Consider the following 23,530-nt stretch of genomic DNA (forward strand, 5'->3'; position numbering starts at 1 on the left):
TAACCAAAAACTAAATTTATGCCTTTTATTACAAACAAAAACAAAAAAGTATCTGTAGACATTTTTTATGAAGATTATGGACAAGGACAACCAGTAATTTTAATACACGGTTGGCCTTTAAGTAGAAAATCTTGGGAACACCAAGTTTGGAAAATAGTAGAATCTGGTTACAGATGTATCTCTTATGACAGACGCGGATTTGGAATTAGCTCATCACCATGGGATGGCTATGATTATTCCTCATTAGCAAGTGATTTAAATGAAATCATTAATCAATTACAACTCGAAAATGTAATTATTGTAGGCTTTTCTATGGGAGGAGGAGAAGTGGTACGATATTGTACCGATTACGGAACAGAAAACATTGCTAAAGCTGCATTAATAAGTAGTATTATTCCTTTAGTAAAACAAAAAGACGATAATCCCTCAGGCGTGCCAGAAAGTGCTTTAATGGATATTAAGAATGCACTAGAAAATGATCGTGTTGGTTTTTTAAAAGAATTTTCTAAAGGGTTTTATAATTTTGAAGACAATAAAGATAAAGTTAGTCAAGCACAATTAGATTACGATTTTATAGTAGCATCTCACGCGTCACCTAGAGGTACTATTGAAGCTGCTAAAGCTTGGATGCATACAGATTTTAGAGACGAATTAAAAAATGTTAATGTACCAACTTTAATTGTTCATGGTGATGCAGATGGAACAGTACCAATAGAAACTTCTGCTAATCAAGCAGCAAAAGGTATAGAAAATAATACTTTTAAGGTAATCAAAGATGGACCTCATGGATTAAACATCACACACAAAGACGAGTTTAATAAAATTTTGATAGATTTTTTAAATGAATAGTCTATTGCTCTAAATAACAAAGCGCATTTAAATTTGAGTTTGGATGCGCTTTTTTATTATATATAATATCTATCTAACGTAATTTTGGAAAATGAGTTGGGTTAGCCTCATGCATAACTGCATAAACAGCTTCAAAAACATCCTCTATAGATGGTTTTGAAAAATAATCACCATCTGTACCATAAGCTGGTCTATGTGGTTGCGCAGCTAACGTTTTAGGTTGACTATCTAAATATTGAAACGCGTTTTGCGTGTTTAAAATTTCATCTAAAATATAGGCTGAAGCACCTCCTGGTACATCTTCATCAATTACCATTAGACGATTTGTTTTGGTTACACTTTTTACGATGTCGTGGTTTAAATCAAAAGGTAGCAAGGATTGGACATCAATTACTTCAGCGTCAATACCAACTTCAGCTAATTCTTTAACAGCTTGTTGTACAATTCTTAATGTAGAACCATAAGACACTAACGTGATATCTGTACCTTCTTTAACGGTTTCTACCACACCAATAGGTGTTTTAAATTCTCCGATATTGGATGGTAAAGTTTCTTTTAGACGGTAACCGTTTAAACACTCGACAATTAGTGCAGGCTCATCACTTTCTAATAAAGTATTGTAAAATCCAGCAGCCTTAGTCATATTTCTTGGAACTAAGACATGAATACCTCTTACTAAATTTAACACACCACCCATTTGCGATCCAGAATGCCAAATGCCTTCTAATCTATGTCCTCGTGTACGTACTATTAAAGGTGCTTTTTGACGACCTTTAGTTCTGTAACGTAAAGTTGCCAAGTCATCGCTTATAATTTGAAGCGCGTACATAATGTAATCTAAGTATTGTATTTCAGCTATAGGACGTAAGCCTCTCATAGCCATGCCTATACCTTGACCTAAAATGGTAGCTTCCCTTATGCCTGCATCTGCCACTCGTAACTCGCCATACTTTTCTTGTAAGCCTTCTAACCCTTGGTTGACATCACCAATATTACCTGCATCTTCACCAAATACTAAAGCTTCAGGATACTTATTAAAAATATAATCGAAATTATCTCTTAATACCACGCGTCCATCAACCTGTTCTGCATTTGCATTATAAGTTGGTTTGACCTCTTTTATGTGTATGGCTGCATTGTCATTATCACTATATAAATCAGAACTATATAATGGTTGAACTTTTGCAAAAAAGGATTCAATCCAATTAAGAAGCTGTTGTTTAGCTGGCGACTGATCTGTAATAACATAACGCAGTACTTTTCTAGCATAAGAAATAGCATCTTTACGATTAGGTTCTTTAATTTCAGATAAGTCGTTAATAATTTTTTCAATAAAGACTTTATTTGGGCTTGATTGCGCAACACTTTTAAGAATAGAAATCAATTCTTCTTTTTCTAACAAAGACGGTTTTAAAAAGTTGTTCCAGGCTGTTTTTTTAGCTTCTCTAACTTGTTTTTTTATATCTTTCTCGATAGTTTGTAACTCTTCATCTGTAGCAATACCATTGTCTATTAACCAATGACGCATTTTTAAGTTACAATCATTTTCTGCTTCCCAATTTAAACGATCTTTGTCTTTGTAACGTTCATGCGATCCGGAAGTCGAGTGTCCTTGAGGTTGAGTTAATTCGTTAACATGAATCAAAACTGGTACATGCTCTTCTCTTGCTATTTTTGAAGCTTCTTCATAAGTCGCTATTAAGTTGGCATAATCCCAACCTTTTACGCGAAGAATCTCATAACCTTTGTTGTTTTTATCACGTTGAAATCCTTTAAGAATTTCAGAAATATTTTCTTTTGTGGTTTGGTGTCTTGCATGTACAGAAATACCATACTCGTCATCCCAAACACTTATTACCATAGGAACTTGTAATACTCCTGCAGCATTAATGGTTTCAAAAAATAATCCTTCGCTTGTACTAGCATTACCTATTGTTCCCCAAGCCACTTCATTTCCGTTTACGGAAAAATTTGTAGTGTCAATCCCTTTAACGTGTCTGTATATTTTAGAAGCTTGTGCTAAACCCAATAGTCTTGGCATTTGTCCAGCTGTAGGAGAGATGTCTGAGCTTGAGTTTTTCTGTTTAGTTAAATTTTTCCATTGACCATGTTCATCTAAACTATGTGTGGCAAAGTGACCACCCATTTGTCGACCAGCAGACATAGGCTCTTGTACTAAGTCTGTATTGGCATATAAACCAGCAAAAAACTGTTCAATGGTCAATTCGCCAATAGCCATCATAAAGGTTTGGTCTCTGTAATAACCAGATCTAAAATCACCATCTCTAAAAGCCTTAGCCATAGCTAATTGAGGGACTTCTTTACCGTCTCCAAAAATTCCAAATTTTGCTTTACCAGTTAACACCTCTCGACGACCTAGCAAGCTACATTCACGACTAGTTACTGCAGTTTTATAGTCGTTAAGTACCTCAGATTTAAAATCTTCAAAAGATAAGTCTTTTTTGGTGTTAGCTTTTGTTTGCATATTTAAGGAATTTATTGATGCAAATTTACACATAAATTGTCGATTCTACAAGATGAAAAAACCTTAAAAAATTAATAAAATCGTATTAAAACCTTGATTTAATTGTAAAAAAATCAAATAATAGTGTTTAAATTGATTTTTGTTAAGAATTTATTAATACCAACGTCTTGTAAACAAGCCTAATAATGTTTTAGGAGAAAGGGTTACAATAAACCTTATTTTTTCATCATAATTAGGTTGTCCAATTTCCCAACCTAAATTAGAATATAATGGGAAGTATAATTCAAAATAATCTTCTACTAAATTAAGTCGTATTCCAGTGTCGTAAACAAACTCTGGACTAAAGTTTTGATTTTTTATAATTCCAGCATCACCATAAAGCATGATATATCTCCATAAAGTTGCGCTGGTATTAACGGTTGTCATCCACTGATTAGCAAAGGGTTGCGTTAATTTTGATTTAAAACCTCCTTCTGCAATGATTATTTGTTGACTTAACAGTCCAGTTTGCTCACTACGTCCTAAGTAGTTGTAGTCAAACAAATAATCTGTTGGTCTATCTAGTGCAAAACTAAAAAAGTCAGAATCTTGATAAGTATCATTATAAAGAAATAACCCTGAAAATACTCTTAAATTGAATTGTTTATTTCGTTCGTTTAAATTCCTAAATTCAAGCGTAGCAGATACTTTTCCGAAATTTTGTGCTAGTTGTAAATCTGTAAATAAAGATGAAAACTCTTTTAAATTATTGTCTACAATACCAAACTTTGCATTAAATACCGAATATTTAGGTTCACCTTCAGTTTCAAACTCTCCTGTAGGATCAACCTCTCTGTTGATATTAACGTATCTAAATGATAGGTATTTACGTTTGTTGTCTCTTAAATCTTTATGATTTCTGAAATTAAAATCAATAAATGGTGTGAAAGACGAATACGTTAAATTTGGCGCATAGTTATAGTAGTTACCAGACAAACCGTATCGTGTTCTAAAATTATCAGAATTTTCGGGTCTTGCGTTGTAAACCAATGAAGCACTACCAACTATTTGCTTACTTTTAAATCCAAATTTTGGACTTACTTTATATAAAAAGCGTTTGCTTAATAAGGTTTTGTTATACAACTTTAATCCTGGTGATAGTCCATCGTAAAAGTTATACTCAAATTCTGGCATAAAAAAGACCTGATTATAATTTGGATCTTCTATATCTTTAAACAACCTAAATTGTAATGGTTTGTTGGTTAAGAAAAATCCATTTAATTTTTTGTAATTGTTTCTTTGGTTGAATTCTGGAACCACATAGTCATAATTCAATGCTAATTGGTCCACTTCCTTGTTTGCAATAGTGACTGTTTTAGTACCATCAAACCCTTCTATCCATTGTTTGGAGGTTATGCTATCATTCTCTAAAGTAAATAAAGAAATAGGCATTTTAGTATGTCTTAAGTTTTTTAGGGTTACAGTTATAGAATCTTCAGTTTTTTTGATATTTTTAATTTTAAAATCAATTTTTTTACTGGTATTCACATAATCATTAAAAAACCAAGACAAATCTTTATCGGTTTTTGATTGTACCAAATACTTAAAATCCTCTGGTGTGCTTCTTTTTAATTTGGATTGTTTAACATAATCGCCAATTGAATTGTATACAATAGAATCGCCTACATAATCATTCAAATAATTTAGGCCAACTGCAGCTTTATATTTGCTAGAGATATTTTTATTGAATTTTAATAGCGAATCTTTAGGCATTGCTAGTGGTTGATCAATATTAGTACGTGCCATATGCATGTATAAAAAAGGATACTGATCGTTAAAATTTAAATCTGCTGCATGAAACGCTCTAACTCCCCAAACATTGGCTAATTTTCCTAATATTTTTTGGTTAGGATAAAATTCGTCAACGTATTTCATTAGATAATAAATCTGGATACCATCCAATAACCATTGCTCTTCTCTAGGGTGTATTAAAAGGGTATTTTCTAAATAGACTTTTAATGTGGTTTTAAGTAGTTTTAATTCATATTGAAACGTGTCCTCGAATGGTCTGATAAAATCAGGTAATAGGTTTAAACCATAAATAGGATCTTTTCTGTAATCTATCCAGGTTAACAGCACTTTTTTATGAGGATAATCTCCTAAATTATTAGTTATAAATTGAGCGACTCTATCTGTAGAAATAGCAATTTCTGTAGGAGGTAAATCCTCTGTATCGATATTAGATTGTATGTTGAAAAAATCAGTTTCAACAGTATTATAATCATTGTTTTTAACTAATGAGAATTTAGTGTTTATTCTGTCTTTCCCACTAAATGTGGTAGTTGTATTGCTTTCTATGGTGTTATTTGAAACGACATCTAATTCAGAAATAGGTGTAAACCCATTAGGATATGTGACTTTTAAATTGATATCTGCTGGTTCTACAAATAAATCCTCCAAGTCTTTATTGCTATAATAATGCCAAGTTCCGTCAAACACAGCAGGAGTAATATACCAGAAACGTAAATTATAGTCTCCATCATCCGTAACACCATATCTAGTAAACTTATTATTTGGGATTTGAACTATATAATTTAATGTAATGTTGTAAAAACTATTAGGTGTTAAAGGTGTATTAAGTGCTATTTTAATTACGTCTGGATGGTATTCTAAACGTTCAAAAAACACCTTTTGATTGGATTGTGTTATACTAGTAATTGCTGTAAATCCTCTGTCTTCATTTTTAGCAAAATGAAATGTGGTTTTAAATTCGTCCGCAAAACGTTCTGCTAAGGGTGTTGTCTTAGAAGAATAGCTATGACTCCAATCATTTAAATAAATAGTATCTAACGTTTTGTTAGTCTTGTTTTGATACTGGATAGTTTGCGTAATATCTATAGTGTGTTTTTCAGTATTAAAAATAGCAGTAATATCTAAATCATTTTGGCTTAAAGCCGAAATACTAGAAAGCAAAACACATAATAAAATAGAATAATTTAATTTCAATTGACTTTTACAAACTTTAAAGGTTGAACGTTAACATTAGGAAGCGAAATGTAATATATTCCCTCAGATAAATACGAAATATCTACGGTTATAGTTTTATCGCTTACAGAAATAGAAGTCACCATTTGACCTAATGTGTTGTAAATGTTAATGTTGGTTGTAAAAGTTGGTTGTTTATTTAATGTTATGTCTAAGGTTGTACTTACCATATTTGTACCGACAATTTCAAAAGTAGGCTGAACGTATGACACTTCAGGTACGCTTAAAAAATTTTGGTTAGTCTCTATAGTTAATGTAACGGGAAGATGATCGCTAAAATTGTGTAGCGATTCTCTTATGGCTTGAGAAAATAAAGTTCCAGAGCAATCTATACTATTAATCGCGCTATTCCAACAATTAGGATTACTGTTATTTCCAAATACTTGGTAGCTATTTGGTACAAATTGAAGCTCTGCATTATTTTCAAGAGATGTGCTAGTCATTATAAAATCAAAACGGTCGTCAAAACCACCTGTTGTACCTCCTAAACCTGTCGATGTTCTGGTTGATTGAGTAAATACATCCACATAATTAGAATTATTATGCCAGCTTCCCATCCTGTTAGCAGGATCAATAAAAGTAATGTTGTTATTAGTGTCAATAAATTCCTGAAATGCAGGTTCTGAATTTGTATACACGTTAAAGTCACCAGCTAATAAAAAATATTCAGAATTAGAAAACCCATTTAAATAACTAGTTAAATCTTGAGCCATTTGTAACCGCAATTGTTGGTTATTTGTACCACTTGATGCTTTCAAGTGACATACTATGACGTTTAATAGTATTGGATTTGTTATTTGATTAACGGTATTTAATTTTAACACATAATGATTAAAATCTCTAAAAAGGGTACTAACTTCAGTTTGACTTTCTAGAGTAAATTTTGAGCTATCATAGTAAATAAGATTTTGTAAATCGTTTTGATTACCAATACTATCATCACTAGTATTTAAAACAAAATTTGCCATTTGATAGTTAGTGTTGATTGCTTGTTGCATCATACTTAAAATACCATTAGCACCAGAGCTATTATTAAGTTCGCAGACCATAAATAGATCTGGTTTAAAGTCTGTTAATATAGTTTCTAACTCGTTTAAACGAGCGCTAGCTGGTTCTTGAAGCGGAAAATTTAACAAATTGTAAAACATAGTTTTAAAGGTGTCTTGAGCTAAGACACCTGAAAAATTAAGTAATAGTACTATAAATAAAATTTTCTTTTTCATTTCTAATTTTTAGAAGTTTGGACTTAATCCATAGTCTTTGTAGAAACTGTCTAAAATATCTACGACTTCATCTGCTGTATCTACTAAATGAATAAGGTCTAAATCACCTGCACTAATATTTGCAAAACTATCTAAAAGTGTTGTTTTAACCCATTCCATTAAGCCTTCCCAGAAGTCCGTACCGACTAAAATAATTGGAAATTTTTCTATTTTATTAGTTTGAATTAATGTGATGGCTTCAAATAATTCATCTAGTGTTCCAAAACCTCCAGGCATTACAACAAATCCTTGTGAATATTTAACGAACATCACTTTTCTAACAAAAAAGTAGTCAAAATCTAAACTTTTATCAGAGTCTATATATGGATTGTCGTGTTGTTCAAAAGGTAAATCTATGTTTAATCCAACAGATGTTCCACCTGCTAAATGTGCACCTTTATTACCAGCTTCCATAATTCCTGGTCCACCACCTGTAATAACTCCGTAACCAGATTCTACAATTTTTTCTGCAACATCAACTGCAAGCTTATAGTATTTATGGTCAGGTTTTGTACGCGCAGATCCAAATATGGAAACTGAAGGTCCAATTGCACTCATTTTTTCAAAGCCATTCACAAACTCTCCCATGATTTTAAAAATCGCCCAAGAATCGTTTGTTTTTTTCTCATTCCAACCTTTTGGATGTTGTTCTTTTCTCATATAGTGTTTTTAATAATTTTTAAACGAACAAATTTAATGGTTTAAATAAGATTTTTTTGGTTTATTAATAAAATTTAAACAAAAAAAGACCAACATTTTGTTGGTCTTTTAATTTTTTTGGTAAGTTTTTAATGCTACGCTACACCTAGAGTGGTTTTCTACCAGATATAATATTGTATAAAATTACAATAACTGCAATTACCAATAGTACGTGAATAAGTTTACTAGTTCCGATACCTTCGATAATATTGAAGAACCCAAGAACCCATAAAACGATACAAATTACAGCGACTAGCCAAAGAATACCTTTCATAATATTTGTTTTAGTGGTTAGACACTAAAGTTAAACAATATATTTTAAATAGTAAGATATAGTCAATATTAATTACTTAACACTTACACTAAGTTCTTTGTTTAAAAACTTTGCAGTGTAACTTTTATTGTGTTTTGCGACCACTTCTGGAGTGCCTTCAACAACGACTTGTCCACCACCTTTACCGCCTTCATACCCAATGTCAATAATGTGGTCTACGGTTTTAATAACATCCAAATTGTGTTCTATAATCAACACTGTATTTCCTTTATCTGCTAGTTTGTTTAAGACTATCATTAACACTCTAATATCTTCAAAATGAAGTCCTGTTGTGGGTTCATCCAAAATATAAAACGTATTTCCAGTATCGCGTTTACTTAACTCGGTTGCTAATTTTATACGTTGAGCTTCTCCACCAGAAAGTGTAGTACTTTGTTGCCCCAAAGTAATATAACCTAAACCTACATCTTTAATAGTTTTAAGTTTTTTATGAATCTTTGGAATGTTTTCAAAAAATTCTACAGCATCATTAATAGTCATGTTTAACACGTCACTAATACTTTTTCCTTTGTAACGAATCTCTAAAGTTTCACGATTAAATCGTTTACCTTGACAGGTTTCACATTCAACGTAAACATCTGGTAAAAAATTCATTTCAATAACGCGTAATCCACCACCTTTACAGGTTTCGCATCGTCCTCCTGCTACATTAAAGCTGAATCGTCCTGGTTTATAACCACGTATCATGGCTTCTGGTATTTTTGCAAACAGGCTTCTAATTTCGTCAAATGTTTTAGTGTAAGTCGCAGGATTACTACGTGGTGTGCGACCTATTGGTGATTGGTTTATATCGATGACTTTATCAATATGTTCTAACCCTTTAATACTTTTATATGGCATTGGTCTTTTAACGCCATTAAAATAATGTGCGTTTAGAATAGGATAGAGGGTTTCGTTAATTAATGTTGATTTACCACTACCAGAAACGCCTGTAACACCAATCATTTTTCCTAAAGGAAATTTTACGGACACATTTTTTAAATTGTTTCCTGTGCAACCTTTTAGCTCTAAAAAATGCCCATTACCCTTACGACGTTGTTTTGGGATTTCAATTTCTTTCGTTCCGTTTAGGTATGCTGCAGTTAAAGTGTTTTCTTTTAATAATTGCTTTGGTGTACCTTGGCTTATTATTTCTCCACCATGTTTACCAGCGAAAGGACCAATATCAATAACATGGTCTGCACGCTCTATCATATCCTTATCATGCTCAACAACTATTACAGAGTTGCCAATGTCACGAAGTGAGATTAAACTATTAATTAGTTTTTCGTTATCACGTTGGTGTAAACCAATACTAGGCTCGTCTAAGATATACAGTACACCTACCAGTTGAGACCCAATTTGAGTGGCTAGTCTAATACGCTGTGCTTCACCACCAGACAACGATTTAGAACTACGATTAATAGATAAATAATCTAAACCAACATCTAATAAAAACTGAAGTCTAGCGTTGATTTCTTTAATAATTTCTTCAGCAATTTTTAACTGTGTATTGGATAATTGTTTTTGGGCTTTTTTAAACCAATCTGCTAAATCACTAATATCCATATTAGCTAATTCTGCAATATTTTTTTCGTTAACTTTAAAGTATAACGACTCTTTTCTTAATCTAGACCCTTCACAAACAGGACATTTAATTTTGTCCATATAGTCTTTTGCCCAACGCTTTAGTGAGGTCGAATCAGCAGCTTTGTATTGGTTATCTATAAAATTGGCAACACCTTCAAAGTCTATTTTGTAATCTCTGGTTATGCCTAAGGTTTTACTTTCAACTGAAAACTTCTCGTTTCCGCCATACAAAATAACTTGTTTTGCTTCTGCAGGAATAGATTTAAAAGGATCGCTAAGTTTAAATTTATAACGTTCTGCAATAGTTTCAAACTGTTTAAATATCCAACTCTTTTTTTCTGGACCATGAGGTGCCAATGCACCAGCTTTAATAGATAAAGAATCATCAGGTATAATTTTTTTCTCGTTAACCTGATATAAAGTACCAATCCCATTACAATTTGGACAAGCCCCTTTTGGCGAATTAAATGAAAAGTTATTAGGTTCTGGATTCGGGTAGGAAATTCCAGAACTTGGACACATTAAACTTCGACTAAAATAACGTGCCTCTTGTGTGTCTTGGTCTATAACCATTAACACATCATCACCATGATACATAGCTGTATTGATGGTTTCTGTAAGTCGCTTGTCATTATCTACACCATCATCTATTTTTAATCTGTCAATTACAATTTCTATATCGTGTGTTTTGTATCGATCTAGTTTCATGCCTTTCACTAAATCTTTGATTTCACCATCTGTGCGGACTTTAACAAAGCCTTGTTTAGCAATTTGCTCAAACAATTCTCTGTAATGACCTTTTCTAGAACGCACAACAGGTGCCAACACATTAATGCGTTTTCCTTTATAACTTTCTGTGATTAGCTGCTTGATTTGTTCGTCACTATAACTTACCATTTTCTCGCCAGTATTATAACTGTATGCATCACTAGCTCTAGCATATAATAGTCGCAAAAAGTCATAAATCTCGGTAATAGTCCCTACAGTAGATCGTGGTGATTTACTGGTTGTTTTTTGTTCGATAGCGATGACAGGAGATAATCCATCAATTTTATCCACATCAGGACGTTCTAAACCGCCTAAAAATTGCCTAGCATAAGCAGAAAACGTTTCTATGTAACGTCGTTGTCCCTCAGCATAAATGGTATCAAATGCTAAAGACGATTTTCCACTACCTGATAAACCAGTAATAACTACTAGTTTTTCACGTGGAATAGTGACATCAATATTTTTAAGGTTATGTGCTCTGGCACCTTTAACCTCTATGTTTTCTTCAAAATTAGTCATAGCATTTTTTCACTTTTATGTCCTAAAATAGGCAAAGTTGCAAAGATACGCATTTTGCTTTTTAAAATGGAAAAAGTATAGTTTAGAGTTTTGTTAATTCTTTGATTATATTTAAGTTTTAAAATATGATTTATGAATGAAAAAATTGACTTCGAAAAGGATATAAATAAAATAAAAATTAGAATTAAAATTTTTAATCTTTTTGCTTGGATTTTTGTTTTATTAGGATTTGTTGTTCTTTATTTAGGCTATAATTTTTGGGAAAGCGAAAGTGGTAAATTAAATGAAGTTGGAGATTTCGTTGGAGGGGTAGCAGGTTCATTTTGGGCTTTGTCAGGATTATTCTTTATTTATATTGCTTTTTTAGGTCAAAAAATTGAAATTAAATATCAACAAGAGGATTTAGCTCTAACAAGAGATGAATTAATGGAGTCAAGAAAAGTGTTTAAAACTCAAGCTGAGATTATGAGAAATCAGCAACTAGATGATACTTTTTTTAATTTATTAGATAATCATCGGAGAATTGTTGAAAGTTTAAGGACAAAAAAGACTAAACCTTTTAATTTAAATTTCAGGTATACTAGAAATAGTAGAGAAATAGTTTCTGGATATGAATTACTTGAACAAATATATTATGATTGGGATGAATTGTTTTTGATGCATTCTAAATATCATAAATCAAAAAAAATTTATGACCTTAGGGTTTCTGACATTGACCCAATTGAATTAGTCGCTCTTAATGACGATGTAAAATTAGTATTTAATGAATTAAACAATATAATTGATTTTATTAATATTCAAATCCCAGAGAATAAGAAGGAATTTTATTTTAATGTATTGTCTGGAAGTTTAAGTCATTATGAAAAATTTTTATTTGATGCAAGAGGTTTCATTAGTTCGAAAAACCATAATCTTATTTTTAAGAATTTTGACCCAAATTTATATTTTAACTTAAAAGTTAAAATACCTAAATTAAAATTTAATAAAGTTAATAAAGAAGTTAATGATGATTTATTTAGAGCTATCGGATGGGAAAGAATAAGTTATAGTAGTATTAAGTTAGAAATTAGGTTAGAATCAAAAGTTTTTTTGATTAAGAATAATAGTATATATAAAGAAAAAGTAAGCTTAGAAGGTTATAAATCAATAGATGTTGATATTGTTAAGGATTTTAATATACATAAATTCCCAAAGTTTTTCACTTCAAATACTGGAAGTCCAGACATCGGATTTATCGTATTAGTAATAACTTATCAAGAATTTAAATATAATTTTATTTATAAAGTCACAAAAAATGCAAGACCAAGTAACTATTTGCATTTTAGTATCCAAGATCTAAGATCGGATAATGGAAGGATAGATTTTATAGAAAACTTATTAGCAAATCACTAATTTAATTTCTTCCTTTAACATCACCCATATGTAACCCAAAAAACAGAAGTTTATGCTGGGTTGGGAGTTGTGCGCCACTTTTGGTAGTTTTCCAACTGTTCCAAGACGCTTCCAAGCCTCCTATAGGTAAAATATCTACCCACATTTTGAATTTTGTAGGTTTGTAATTCTCATCTAAAATCCAAAGATATGAGTCGCCTGGAGTAGTACCTCCTTTTGTATATGTGACTAATAAAGCATCTTTATTATCTTGTTTAACAATACGTCTTTTGGTGCCTTTATCAAACACTTTATAAGGGGCAACTAGCCAAAACGAGTCGTTATTAAAATATTTAGTTGCAGTATCAATCAACTCTATACTTTTTTCGTTATCAATTCTAAAATTATGGATGTAAGCTACACTTTTTGAAGGATTATTTAAGTCTAAATCAACTTTGTATTCTCTCCAATTAACTTCGCAAATGCTGTCTTTTTTATTCCATTTAAAATGGTGCTTTCGTCTAAACGTCCATTCTAAATAATTGGTAGCATCGTAGGCATCAGCATTCAAAGCTATAAGCATTTTATGGGCTAACATATCTGCTTTTTCAGGTTGACTGCCAACAGGTAAGTCTTCATTGTACTTTAAATACACAAAACCAAAAAACAATAGACTGGGTAGAGTCAAAAAAATAATGACACCAGCTATAATTTTTATGATTTTTTTAGATTTCATTGTATAAAGTTATAACATTTAAACGGATTTGTCACACCTAAATTGTTTGGTCTAAAAACCTATAGCAGTATCATCTCCTCTTGGATCTGCTCCACCTTCCAATTGTCCGTTTTCTAAAATTAAAATTCCGTCCACTTTACCTAAAACTGGAGCATTTTCTTGATTAATCTTGTAGCCTTTAGCTTCGAGCTTTTGTATTAAATCTGACGAGAACGAATTTGGTTCCATTCTAATTTCATCTGGTAACCACTGATGATGAAACCTAGGTGCGTTTACCGCTTCTTGTATACTCATATCATATTCATGTACATTGAGTATAGTTTGTAAAACAGAAGTGATAATGGTAGAACCACCTGGTGTTCCTAAAGTCATATATAATTCACCTTTTTTCTCTACAATAGTTGGTGTCATAGAGCTTAACATACGTTTTTCAGATAGAATCGCATTAGCTTCTGCTCCGATGAGTCCATACACATTAGGGACGCCAGGTTTACTTGAAAAATCGTCCATTTCGTTATTAAGGAAGAAACCTAATTCTTGACTATATAATTTTGAACCAAAACCTGAATTTAGTGTTGTAGTTACTGCAATAGCATTACCAAATTGGTCGACAATAGAGTAGTGTGTGGTCTCGTTACTTTCTAAAATTTCCACTTTTCCGTGTGATACTTCCGTAGATGGAGTAGCTTGATAAAAAGAAAAATTAGACATTCTATTACTTAAATAATCAATACTTATTAATTCTTCTTGCGGAATACTAACAAAATCAGGATCACCCAAATAGAAACTTCTATCTGCATAAGCACGACGTTCTGCTTCGGTTATAACTTGAACAGATTTTAACGAGTTGTGTCCAAATTCATCCAATTGAAACGGTTCTATTTGTTTCATAATTTGAGCTAAGCAAATGCCACCACTGGAAGGTGGAGACATGGATATAATATTTAAATCGTCATATTTAAATGTAATGGGTGTGCGCCAAACAGCTTTATAATTGGCTAAATCTTCAACCGTTATAATACCACCATTTGCTTGAATACATGTTACTAAAGTTTCAGCCATATTCCCTTTGTAAAAAGCATCACGACCACCTTTCATTATCGCTTTTAATGTATTGGCTAGGTTGGGTTGTTTAATGGTATCTTTTGCTTTCCACTCTTTGCTAAATAAAATTGGGCTTGTATTCACCTCTAAAAAATCTTGACGTTTTTCGTCTAATACGTCTTGGTCTTTTTTTGTGATCACATAACCACGATTGGCTAGGTCTATCACAGGTTCCATAATCATTTCTATGGGTAAGCTTCCAAATGTTTTGTGTACTTCAAACAAACCAGCAATAGTTCCAGGTACACCAACTGCTAATCCACCTTTAGTGCTTAAATCCGGAATAACATTACCTAAACTGTCTAAATACATGTCTTTGGTTGCTAGTTTTGGTGCTTTTTCGCGATAATCTAATGCGCCAATGCTTCCATCTTTTAAGCGGTATACCATAAAGCCACCACCACCAATATTACCTGCATAAGGGTAGCAGACTGCTAATGCTAAATCTGTTGCGATCATCGCATCAAAAACATTACCGCCTTGTTTTAAAATGTCTGTACCAATTTTGGAGGCTTCCTCACGTGCAGATACAACCATTGCATTGTCTGTGACTAAACCTACTACTTTTTCATTTTTACAGCTGTAAAAAAGCATACAGATTAAAAAAAAGAATATTATCTGTCTCATTGTTTTAATTGTATTTCGGCTAGTTTAGTTTTAGAAAACTCAATTAACTCTTTAAAAAAACTGGTGAATTCTGCTTCAAATTCTTTATAAAATGTTTCCAATTCGTTGACAGCTAAATTCATTTGAGAACGGTTTTTAGTGCGTCTATTCATGCCTTCCAACACTTTTGTTATGCCTTCTATTGTAGCATAACTTAACAACCAATTATCTGCTAACATATGTGGTAGCATTTTTTGAATGCGTGGTGGCAAAATTTCAAAATTATCTTGTAGAGTATCATAGAAGTCATCAACATATTCTGCAAAAGGAATATCTGAATATTGCTCCCAGTTTTTAGCTAAAAAATGGTCGTATAAAATATCTACAATCACTCCAGCGTAGTGTCCATAATTTTTGTGTAATCGTTTAGTGCTTTTTCTAACGGTTGGATGCGCATCTGTAAACGTATCTATCTGACGATGAAGTAAAATACCAGTCTGAATGTCTTTAGGGTATTCTTTATATTTTTTACCTCTAATACCATCTGCAATAAAGTTGCCTATAGTTACCATTTTATTATTGTTGGAAAGATAAATGTGCGCTAGAAAATTCATCTCATAAATATATGTATTTTTAACCTGTAAATTTTATAATTTGAACAGATTACCCAACTTAGATGTTTTACGTTTTATACTAGCCAGTTTAGTGGTGTTTTTTCACTTACCGCAATTGTGTCGCAATCAAGGACTTCCGTATTTTTTGGAGGCGCCAATTTTTAATCGTGGGATTGAAGCAGTGTATATGTTTTTTGTGTTAAGCGGATTTTTAATCATAAAAATCATTTATAATGCCAAGCAAAGGGATGCTTTTTCTATTAAAAAGTTTTATATCAGACGTGTGTTACGAATTTTCCCTTTGTATTATTTAATTGTCATTTTTGGTTTTCTGTTTTATTGGGTATTTCTTCCAGAACTGGAAATTCCTTTTGAAAACAACTATGCTTTAAGCGAAGGTATTTTGCTTTCAATATTTTTTTTACCTAATATTTTTGCACAACTCTACATGCCAGGAGGAATCCTAGAAGTACTATGGTCTATTGGTATTGAAGAACAATTTTATATTGTGGTTGCTCCTTTACTTTTTATACTACCTAAGTATCGCTTATTACAGTATTTAATGCTTTTAACTACAGCTTATTTTATAATTTATCACCTAGAACCCTTTGACAATTTAAGGCGATTTATTATGGTGTTTTTCTTTTTGTTTTTTGGCGGAATTATAGCTGTGTTAGAAGAAAAAAAGCAATTAGAATTTTTAAAACGGTCAAAACTAGTACCATTAGTAATAGTCCTGTCAACAGTGCTATACTTTACAACCTCGATTTTTGAGTTTGAAACTTTAGCCTTTTTTAATTTGTTTACCATGGTTTTGTTTGGGTTGTTTATTCATACCATAGCACACAATAATTTTGGGGTAGAAATTAGAAGCAAAGCATTAAATTATTTAGGACAAATTTCCTATGGCATTTATATGTTTCATGTAATCGCATTAAACGCTGTAGTTTTCTTATTTTTGAAACTTCAAAAGCACGAGTTATTTAGCGATACTATAACTATTATTTTAATTTACTTATTAACTTTTGCAATTACCATTATACTGGCACATGTGTCTTATAAATATTACGAAACCTATTTTTTAAAATTAAAAAACAAATTTAGAGAATGACATTAATAAAATCTATATCAGGAATTAGAGGAACTATTGGCGGAACAGTTGGCGATAATCTAACACCAATTGACGCAGTTAAATTTGCATCTGCTTATGGTACCTGGCTAAAGCAACAACGTGACAAAACAGATTATAAAGTTGTTGTTGGTCGTGATGCACGTTTGTCTGGAGATATGATACAAAACTTAGTAATGAATACGTTGGTAGGCTTAGGTATTCATGTTGTAGATTTAGGATTGTCAACAACGCCAACAGTAGAAATTGCTGTGCCAATGGAGCACGCAGATGGAGGTATTATACTTACTGCTAGTCATAATCCAAAACAATGGAACGCTTTAAAGTTACTTAACGCGAAAGGTGAGTTTTTAGATGGAGCAGAAGGACAAAAAATTTTAGAAATAGCAGAATCTGATGCAATGACTTTTGCTGAAGTCGATAATTTAGGAAAAATCACTAAAAACGAAGCCTATATCGATTTACATATCGATGAAGTTTTAGAATTAGAATATGTTAATCAAAAAGCAATTGAAGCTGCAAATTTTAAAGTGGTGGTTGATGGTGTTAATAGTACTGGTGGAATAGCAATTCCGTTATTACTTGAACGCTTAGGTGTTGAAGCTGTAAAATTGTATTGTGACCCAACAGGTCATTTTCCGCATAATCCCGAGCCTTTAAAAGAGCATTTAGGAGATTTATCTAACGAAGTAAAAAAACACAATGCAGACTTTGGAATTGTTGTCGATCCAGACGTAGATAGACTTGCATTTATGGACGAAAATGGAGAGATGTTTGGAGAAGAATACACATTAGTTGCTTGTGCAGATTGGGTATTGAGTCAAAACCCAGGAAACACAGTTAGTAACATGAGCTCGACAAGAGCATTAAGAGATGTCACTGAAAAACATGGTGGAACTTATCAAGCATCAGCTGTAGGTGAAGTTAATGTGGTGACTTTAATGAAAAAAAATAATGCAGTGATTGGTGGTGAAGGTAATGGTGGAATTATTTATCCAGCTTCTCATTACGGTCGTGATGCTTTAGTTGGTGTGGCTTTATTTTTAAGCTTATTAGCAGATAAAAAAATGAGTGTAAGTGAGCTACGTAAAACCTACACAAGCTATTTTATGAGCAAAAAGAAAATCCAATTAACTCCAACTTTAGATGTAGATGCTATTTTAAAAGCAATGGAAGCAAAATATAGTAATGAAAATTTAACAACCATCGATGGTGTAAAAATAGATTTTGCAGAAAGTTGGGTGCACTTACGTAAAAGTAATACAGAACCAATTATTAGAATTTATACCGAAGCTAAAAGCCAAAACGAAGCAGATGCTTTAGCAGATAAAATTATTTCAGAAATCAAATACATTGCGAAAATTTAGTATTTTTAATCTGTAAATCAATGAGTTATGTACGTCACTAAAGCACAACGAACCAATAAATCTGAATTAGAAACTTATTTTTCTAAGTTTAGACAGCATATTGTGGGTATAGACCAAGAATTTGAATCACCTTACGGTATCAAGAAAATGGTATATACAGATTGGACAGCTTCTGGACGATTGTATAGACCTATAGAGGATAAATTGTTGAATCAATTTGGACCTTTTGTAGCTAATACACATACCGAAACTACTGTGTCTGGTACAGCAATGACAAATGCCTATCATAATGCAAGGCGTATTATTAAAGGACATGTTAATAGTAATGCAGATGATGTATTAATTGTTGCAGGAAACGGAATGACAAGTGTGGTCAATAAGTTTCAGCGAATTTTAGGATTAAAAGTACCTGAAAACTTACGAAAATTCACGAAAATCCCAGACGAAGTCCGTCCAGTGGTTTTTGTCACACATATGGAGCACCATTCTAATCACACCTCTTGGTTAGAAACTATGGCAAAAGTAGAAGTGATACCAGCTGGAGAGGATGGTTTGTTTAGTCTTGAAAATTTAAAAATTCTTTTAGAAAAACATAAAGATTGCCCTTTAAAAATTGCTTCTGTTATTGGTGGTAGTAATGTTACTGGTATCCAAACACCTTATCATCAAATTGCTAAAATAATGCATCAACATGGAGGAGTTTGCTTTGTAGATTTTGCTTGTTCTGCACCTTATGTAGACATTAATATGCATCCAGAAAATGAAGACGAAGCTTTAGATGCTATATTCTTTTCACCACACAAATTTTTAGGTGGACCAGGAACTTCTGGTGTTTTGGTGTTTAATAAAAAATTATATAAAAACATGATTCCAGATTGTCCAGGTGGTGGTACTGTAAGTTGGACAAATCCTTGGGGAGAACATAAGTACATCGATAATATTGAAGATAGAGAAGATGGTGGTACGCCTGGTTTTTTGCAAACCATTAAAACTGCTTTGGCTATTAAGCTGAAAGACCAAATGGGAGTAAAAAACATTTTAGATAGAGAACATGAATTAATCCACCAGATATTTGCAAATCTTGAAGATGTAGAAGGGATAAATATTTTAGCACCTACGCATAAAGACCGATTAGGAGTCGTATCTTTTTATATAGATGACTTACACTTTAATTTAGGTGTTAAGTTATTGAATGATAAATTTGGTGTCCAAACACGTGGTGGTTGTAGCTGTGCTGGTACTTATGGGCATTATTTGTTGCATGTAGATTATGAAAAATCACACTCGTTAACTTGCGAGATTTCAGCAGGAGATTTATCGCATAAACCAGGTTGGATTCGCATGTCCATTCATCCTACAACGACTTGTAACGAGATTGATTATGTCTGTGAGAGTATTCAGGCTTTAGCAAAACATCATAAAGAATGGGCTAAAGATTATGAATATAATAAAGCTAATAACGAGTTTATCCACAAAACCTTTGTACCTACTCAAGACGTAAGGGTTACTGATTGGTTTGAGTTATAAACGCAGCATTTATTTAAAATCCTCTGCAGTTTTACCACGATGCTTCCAACGTTTATGTGTCCATAAGTAATATTCTGGCGCTTCATAGATTTGTTGTTCAACTAACTTAAAAAAGGCATCAGTAATCTCGTAGTCTTTAAAATCATTTGGATTTTTAGCTAGAGTTGTAAAAGTCGTCTGGTAGTAGCCTCTTTTAATGCGTTTAACAGCAAAAAACACAACAGCCATATCTAATTGTTTCGCTAACAATTCGGCTCCTGTATGCACAGGTACATGTATTCCCATAAAATCTAACCAATGGTGTGCTTTCCAAGGTTTTGGGCTTTGATCTGATACAAATCCATTGATAGTTATATCACCTTTATCTTTTGCGTTTTTTAATGTTTCAAACGTATCTTTAGTAGTAATGAGAAAGGAGTTGTATTTGGCTCTAATCCGTTTTACTAATTTGTCAAAATATTTATTTCCAAGTTGCTTATACACAGCATACCCTTTGCTTTTTACGTGGTTTTGAAGAATAAAAATCCATTCCCAACTTCCATAATGTGCGCACATTAAAACAATACTTTTGTTATTATTTTCATGTTGGTGTATTTCATCAATATTAGAAAACGTCATTCGTTTCATCATTTGCGATTCAGATATGGTTAAAGATTTTATAGCTTCAACAACCATATCACATAAATGATGATAAAAACGTTTGGTTATGTGCTTGATTTCAGCTTCAGATTTTTCTGGAAACACTAAGTATAGATTCTCAACAACGGTTTTCTTTCTATAACCAATAACATAATAGATTAATACATATAATCCGTCCGAGAATGCATATAAAAGCCTAAATGGAAGGATAGAGACCAACCATAAAAAAGGATAAATTAAAATATAGGCTAAAAATTGCATGAATACTTATTAATTTTGCGAGAACAAATATATGTTATATTTGATTGAAACTTAAACTTGAAAATGGGTAATTTAGATATCATCACCATAATAATTATAGCAGCCAATGTTATTATTTCCTACAAAGGATTTGAAGATTTTGAATTTTTTGATAAATACAAATTTAATGTTGGTGCTATTAAAAGAGGAGAGCAAATTAGGATTTTTAGTTCTGGATTTTTGCATGTAAATCCGCAACATTTGTTATTTAACATGATTACACTATACTTTTTTGCGTGGATGGTTATTAGACAAGTGGGTGAAACTAAATTTGTAATTATTTATGTAGTTAGCTTATTATCAGGTAGTTTGCTATCCTTGGTATTTAATAAAGACAATTACCATTATAGTGCAGTAGGAGCAAGTGGAGCAGTAATGGGTATTATTTATTCTGCAATTTTATTTGATCCATGGATGGAAATAAATTTTATTATTCCTGGTTGGTTATTTGGTATAGGTTATTTATTGTATTCTATTTACGGAATGAAAAAACAAATAGGCAATATTGGTCACGATGCCCATTTTGGAGGTGCTGTAGGTGGTTATGCGACCACTTTAATACTCGCACCAATATTATTAGAACGCGATTTAAAAATGGTATTAATATTAGCTATACCAATAGTGGTACTATTTGTAATGCAAAAATTAGGTAAAATCTAATTCTCTAAGATTTCAGCCACTTTATTTTCTAGTGCTTGACCACGTAGGTTTTTAGCTATAATTTTTCCGTCTCCATCTAAAATATATGTAGCAGGAATGGAGCGTACACCATAAGTTTGTGCAATAGGTTCTTGCCATCCTTGAAGATTAGAGAGGTGTTTCCATGTTAACTTATCTTGTTTGATAGCATTTAACCAACGATTTTTTTGACCTGCTTTGTCTAGTGATATTCCAACAATTTCTAAACCTTTATCATGGTACTTATCATACATCTTAACCACATTAGGGTTTTCTCTTCGACAAGGTCCACACCAACTAGCCCAAAAGTCTAGAATAATAATTTTAGCGTTTATATCTCCTAAGGATAAGTCTGTGCCTTCTGGTGTTTTAGCTGTAAAGGTGGGCGCATAGTCGCCAATATTTGTTCCAAAAACTAATGGTTTTTGAGGTTCTTGTTTACAAGAACTACTAAAAATAGCTATACATAAAAGTAAGATAAATGGTCTCATGGTTGTAATTATTTATCACAAATATAAAATATAAAAAATGAATAATTTATGACTATTTTTGCATCATGATTTATAACGATACTATTGTAGCATTAGCAACCGCTTCCGGAGCAGGTGCTGTAGCCATTATTAGATTATCTGGTAAAGATGCTATAGCAATTGCTGATGGATGTTTTGAATCTGTTAAAAATAATAAATCGCTTGTAAAACAAAACACGCATACCATTCATTTGGGTCATATTGTTGAAGATAAAAGGACTTTAGATCAAGTATTGGTGTCTGTATTTAAAAACCCCAATTCTTATACTGGTGAAGATGTTGTTGAAGTATCTTGTCATGGGTCAATTTATATACAGCAAGAAATTATACAGTTATTTCTTCGTAAAGGTTGCCGAATGGCTAATCCAGGTGAATTTACCCTTCGTGCGTTTTTAAATGGAAAGCTAGACTTAAGTCAAGCTGAAGCTGTAGCAGATGTCATAGCTAGTGATAATGAAGCGTCACATCAAATTGCCATGCAGCAAATGCGTGGTGGTTTTTCTAGTGAAATCGCAAAACTACGTGAGGAATTGATGAATTTTGCCTCATTAATCGAGCTAGAATTGGATTTTGCAGAAGAAGATGTCGAGTTTGCGGATAGAAGTCAGTTTAAAGCATTGGTTACACGTATTTCATTTGTATTAAAACGTTTAATAGACAGTTTTGCAGTAGGTAATGTTATTAAAAACGGAATTCCAGTAGCGATAGTTGGAGAGCCTAATGTTGGAAAATCTACGTTACTGAATGCCCTGTTAAATGAAGAACGCGCTATTGTTAGTGATATTGCAGGAACCACTAGAGATACCATAGAAGACGAATTAGTCATTGAAGGTATTGGTTTTAGATTTATTGATACAGCAGGAATTAGAGATACCAAAGATGTTGTTGAAAGTATCGGGATAAAAAAGACATTTGAAAAAATTGAACAAGCACAAGTCGTCGTTTTACTTTTCTCTGCAGAAGAATTTAAAGAAGAAAGTCAGCGATTAAAAGTAGAAATAGAGAAAATAAAAAATCGTTTTCCGCTCAAGCCAATGCTTATCATTGCTAATAAAATTGATAAGTTAAATGATGCTGAAAAGCTAGTGCTTACCTCTCAATTTGAAAGTATTCACATGTTATCTGCTAAGACAGGAATAGGCGTTGACACCTTAAAAGAAAAATTAATTGGTTTTGTTAACACAGGTGCATTGCGTAATAATGAAACTATTGTTACTAATACGCGTCATTACGATTCGCTTCTAAAAGCTTCAGAAGAGATTGAAAAAGTCAAACATGGTTTAGAAACCGGTTTGTCGGGAGATTTATTAGCAATAGACATCAGACAAGCCTTGTATCATTTTGGAGAAATAACTGGAGAGATTACTAGTGATGACTTATTAGGTAATATTTTTGCTAATTTTTGTATCGGGAAGTAATT

The 23,530-nt window shown here is 32.3% G+C and carries 18 protein-coding genes; 7 read left to right on the forward strand and 11 right to left on the reverse strand.

All coding sequences use genetic code 11. The annotated features are described in order from the left end of the window. The first annotated feature begins 18 nt into the window (after positions 1–18). Entirely contained in the window at positions 19–849 is an 831-nt protein-coding gene (locus Ollyesu_RS10615; RefSeq protein ID WP_279301196.1) for an alpha/beta hydrolase, read from the forward strand. Positions 850–922: 73 nt separating this feature from the next. On the opposite strand, the gene Ollyesu_RS10620 is transcribed toward Ollyesu_RS10615, so the two are convergent. The 6 genes from Ollyesu_RS10620 to uvrA form a co-directional block, all read right to left on the reverse strand. Next, entirely contained in the window at positions 923–3,334 is a 2,412-nt protein-coding gene (locus Ollyesu_RS10620; protein ID WP_279301197.1) for an alpha-ketoacid dehydrogenase subunit alpha/beta, read from the reverse strand. A 153-nt stretch (positions 3,335–3,487) separates the two neighbouring features. Then, entirely contained in the window at positions 3,488–6,319 is a 2,832-nt protein-coding gene (locus tag Ollyesu_RS10625; protein ID WP_279301198.1) for a metalloprotease, read from the reverse strand. Beyond that, positions 6,316–7,581: a T9SS type A sorting domain-containing protein gene (locus Ollyesu_RS10630; protein ID WP_279301199.1), complete on the reverse strand. Its 1,266-nt coding sequence runs from the start codon at positions 7,579–7,581 to the stop codon at positions 6,316–6,318. The genes Ollyesu_RS10625 and Ollyesu_RS10630 overlap by 4 nt, the downstream gene beginning before the upstream one ends. Before the next feature lie 9 nt (positions 7,582–7,590). Continuing rightward, positions 7,591–8,280, reverse strand: coding sequence for a TIGR00730 family Rossman fold protein (locus Ollyesu_RS10635; protein WP_279301200.1), 690 nt, complete (start codon positions 8,278–8,280; stop codon positions 7,591–7,593). A gap of 145 nt (positions 8,281–8,425) precedes the next feature. Beyond that, the gene (locus Ollyesu_RS10640; protein WP_279301201.1) at positions 8,426–8,593 is read right to left on the reverse strand and encodes a lmo0937 family membrane protein; all 168 of its coding nucleotides are present in this window, start codon (positions 8,591–8,593) and stop codon (positions 8,426–8,428) included. Positions 8,594–8,665: 72 nt separating this feature from the next. After that, positions 8,666–11,509, reverse strand: a complete 2,844-nt coding sequence (gene uvrA, locus Ollyesu_RS10645) for an excinuclease ABC subunit UvrA (protein ID WP_279301202.1) — start codon at positions 11,507–11,509, stop codon at positions 8,666–8,668. Positions 11,510–11,641: 132 nt separating this feature from the next. Between uvrA and Ollyesu_RS10650 the strand changes: the two genes are divergently transcribed. After that, positions 11,642–12,901, forward strand: coding sequence for a hypothetical protein (locus Ollyesu_RS10650; protein ID WP_279301203.1), 1,260 nt, complete (start codon positions 11,642–11,644; stop codon positions 12,899–12,901). 1 nt (position 12,902) lies between these two features. Here Ollyesu_RS10650 and Ollyesu_RS10655 read toward each other — a convergent pair whose 3' ends face one another. The 3 genes from Ollyesu_RS10655 to Ollyesu_RS10665 are packed head-to-tail and all read right to left on the reverse strand — an operon-like array spanning position 12,903 to position 15,940. Further along, positions 12,903–13,616, reverse strand: a complete 714-nt coding sequence (locus tag Ollyesu_RS10655) for a hypothetical protein (RefSeq protein ID WP_279301204.1) — start codon at positions 13,614–13,616, stop codon at positions 12,903–12,905. Positions 13,617–13,667: 51 nt separating this feature from the next. After that, entirely contained in the window at positions 13,668–15,347 is a 1,680-nt protein-coding gene (gene ggt / locus Ollyesu_RS10660) for a gamma-glutamyltransferase (protein WP_279301205.1), read from the reverse strand. Next, on the reverse strand, positions 15,344–15,940 hold the full coding sequence (locus Ollyesu_RS10665) for an acyl carrier protein phosphodiesterase (RefSeq protein ID WP_279301206.1): 597 nt from the start codon (positions 15,938–15,940) through the stop codon (positions 15,344–15,346). The genes ggt and Ollyesu_RS10665 overlap by 4 nt, the downstream gene beginning before the upstream one ends. A 40-nt stretch (positions 15,941–15,980) precedes the next feature. On the opposite strand from Ollyesu_RS10665, the gene Ollyesu_RS10670 reads away from it, so the two are divergent. From Ollyesu_RS10670 to Ollyesu_RS10680, 3 genes are read left to right on the forward strand one after another with little or no spacing between them, the layout of a single operon-like run. Beyond that, positions 15,981–17,051 (forward strand): acyltransferase, encoded by a 1,071-nt coding sequence (locus tag Ollyesu_RS10670; RefSeq protein WP_279301207.1) that lies wholly within the window; start codon positions 15,981–15,983, stop codon positions 17,049–17,051. Beyond that, the gene (gene glmM, locus Ollyesu_RS10675; protein WP_279301208.1) at positions 17,048–18,436 is read left to right on the forward strand and encodes a phosphoglucosamine mutase; all 1,389 of its coding nucleotides are present in this window, start codon (positions 17,048–17,050) and stop codon (positions 18,434–18,436) included. Before Ollyesu_RS10670 ends, glmM begins: the two co-directional genes overlap by 4 nt. Before the next feature lie 27 nt (positions 18,437–18,463). After that, entirely contained in the window at positions 18,464–19,963 is a 1,500-nt protein-coding gene (locus tag Ollyesu_RS10680; protein ID WP_279301209.1) for an aminotransferase class V-fold PLP-dependent enzyme, read from the forward strand. A 9-nt stretch (positions 19,964–19,972) separates the two neighbouring features. Here Ollyesu_RS10680 and Ollyesu_RS10685 read toward each other — a convergent pair whose 3' ends face one another. Beyond that, complete coding sequence (locus Ollyesu_RS10685; RefSeq protein WP_279301210.1) at positions 19,973–20,863, reverse strand: lysophospholipid acyltransferase family protein; 891 nt, start codon at positions 20,861–20,863, stop codon at positions 19,973–19,975. Positions 20,864–20,926: 63 nt separating this feature from the next. Here Ollyesu_RS10685 and Ollyesu_RS10690 point away from each other — a divergent pair, with 63 nt between their 5' ends. Continuing rightward, positions 20,927–21,562: a rhomboid family intramembrane serine protease gene (locus Ollyesu_RS10690; RefSeq protein WP_279301211.1), complete on the forward strand. Its 636-nt coding sequence runs from the start codon at positions 20,927–20,929 to the stop codon at positions 21,560–21,562. Here the strand turns inward: Ollyesu_RS10690 and Ollyesu_RS10695 are convergent. Then, entirely contained in the window at positions 21,559–22,071 is a 513-nt protein-coding gene (locus Ollyesu_RS10695) for a TlpA disulfide reductase family protein (protein WP_279301212.1), read from the reverse strand. The two genes, Ollyesu_RS10690 and Ollyesu_RS10695, sit on opposite strands and share 4 nt — an antisense overlap. Before the next feature lie 65 nt (positions 22,072–22,136). Between Ollyesu_RS10695 and mnmE the strand changes: the two genes are divergently transcribed. Beyond that, positions 22,137–23,528 (forward strand): tRNA uridine-5-carboxymethylaminomethyl(34) synthesis GTPase MnmE, encoded by a 1,392-nt coding sequence (gene mnmE / locus Ollyesu_RS10700; RefSeq protein WP_279301213.1) that lies wholly within the window; start codon positions 22,137–22,139, stop codon positions 23,526–23,528. Positions 23,529–23,530 lie beyond the last annotated feature (2 nt).

The organism is Olleya sp. YS (assembly GCF_029760915.1).
In the GTDB taxonomy this organism is placed as follows: domain Bacteria; phylum Bacteroidota; class Bacteroidia; order Flavobacteriales; family Flavobacteriaceae; genus Olleya.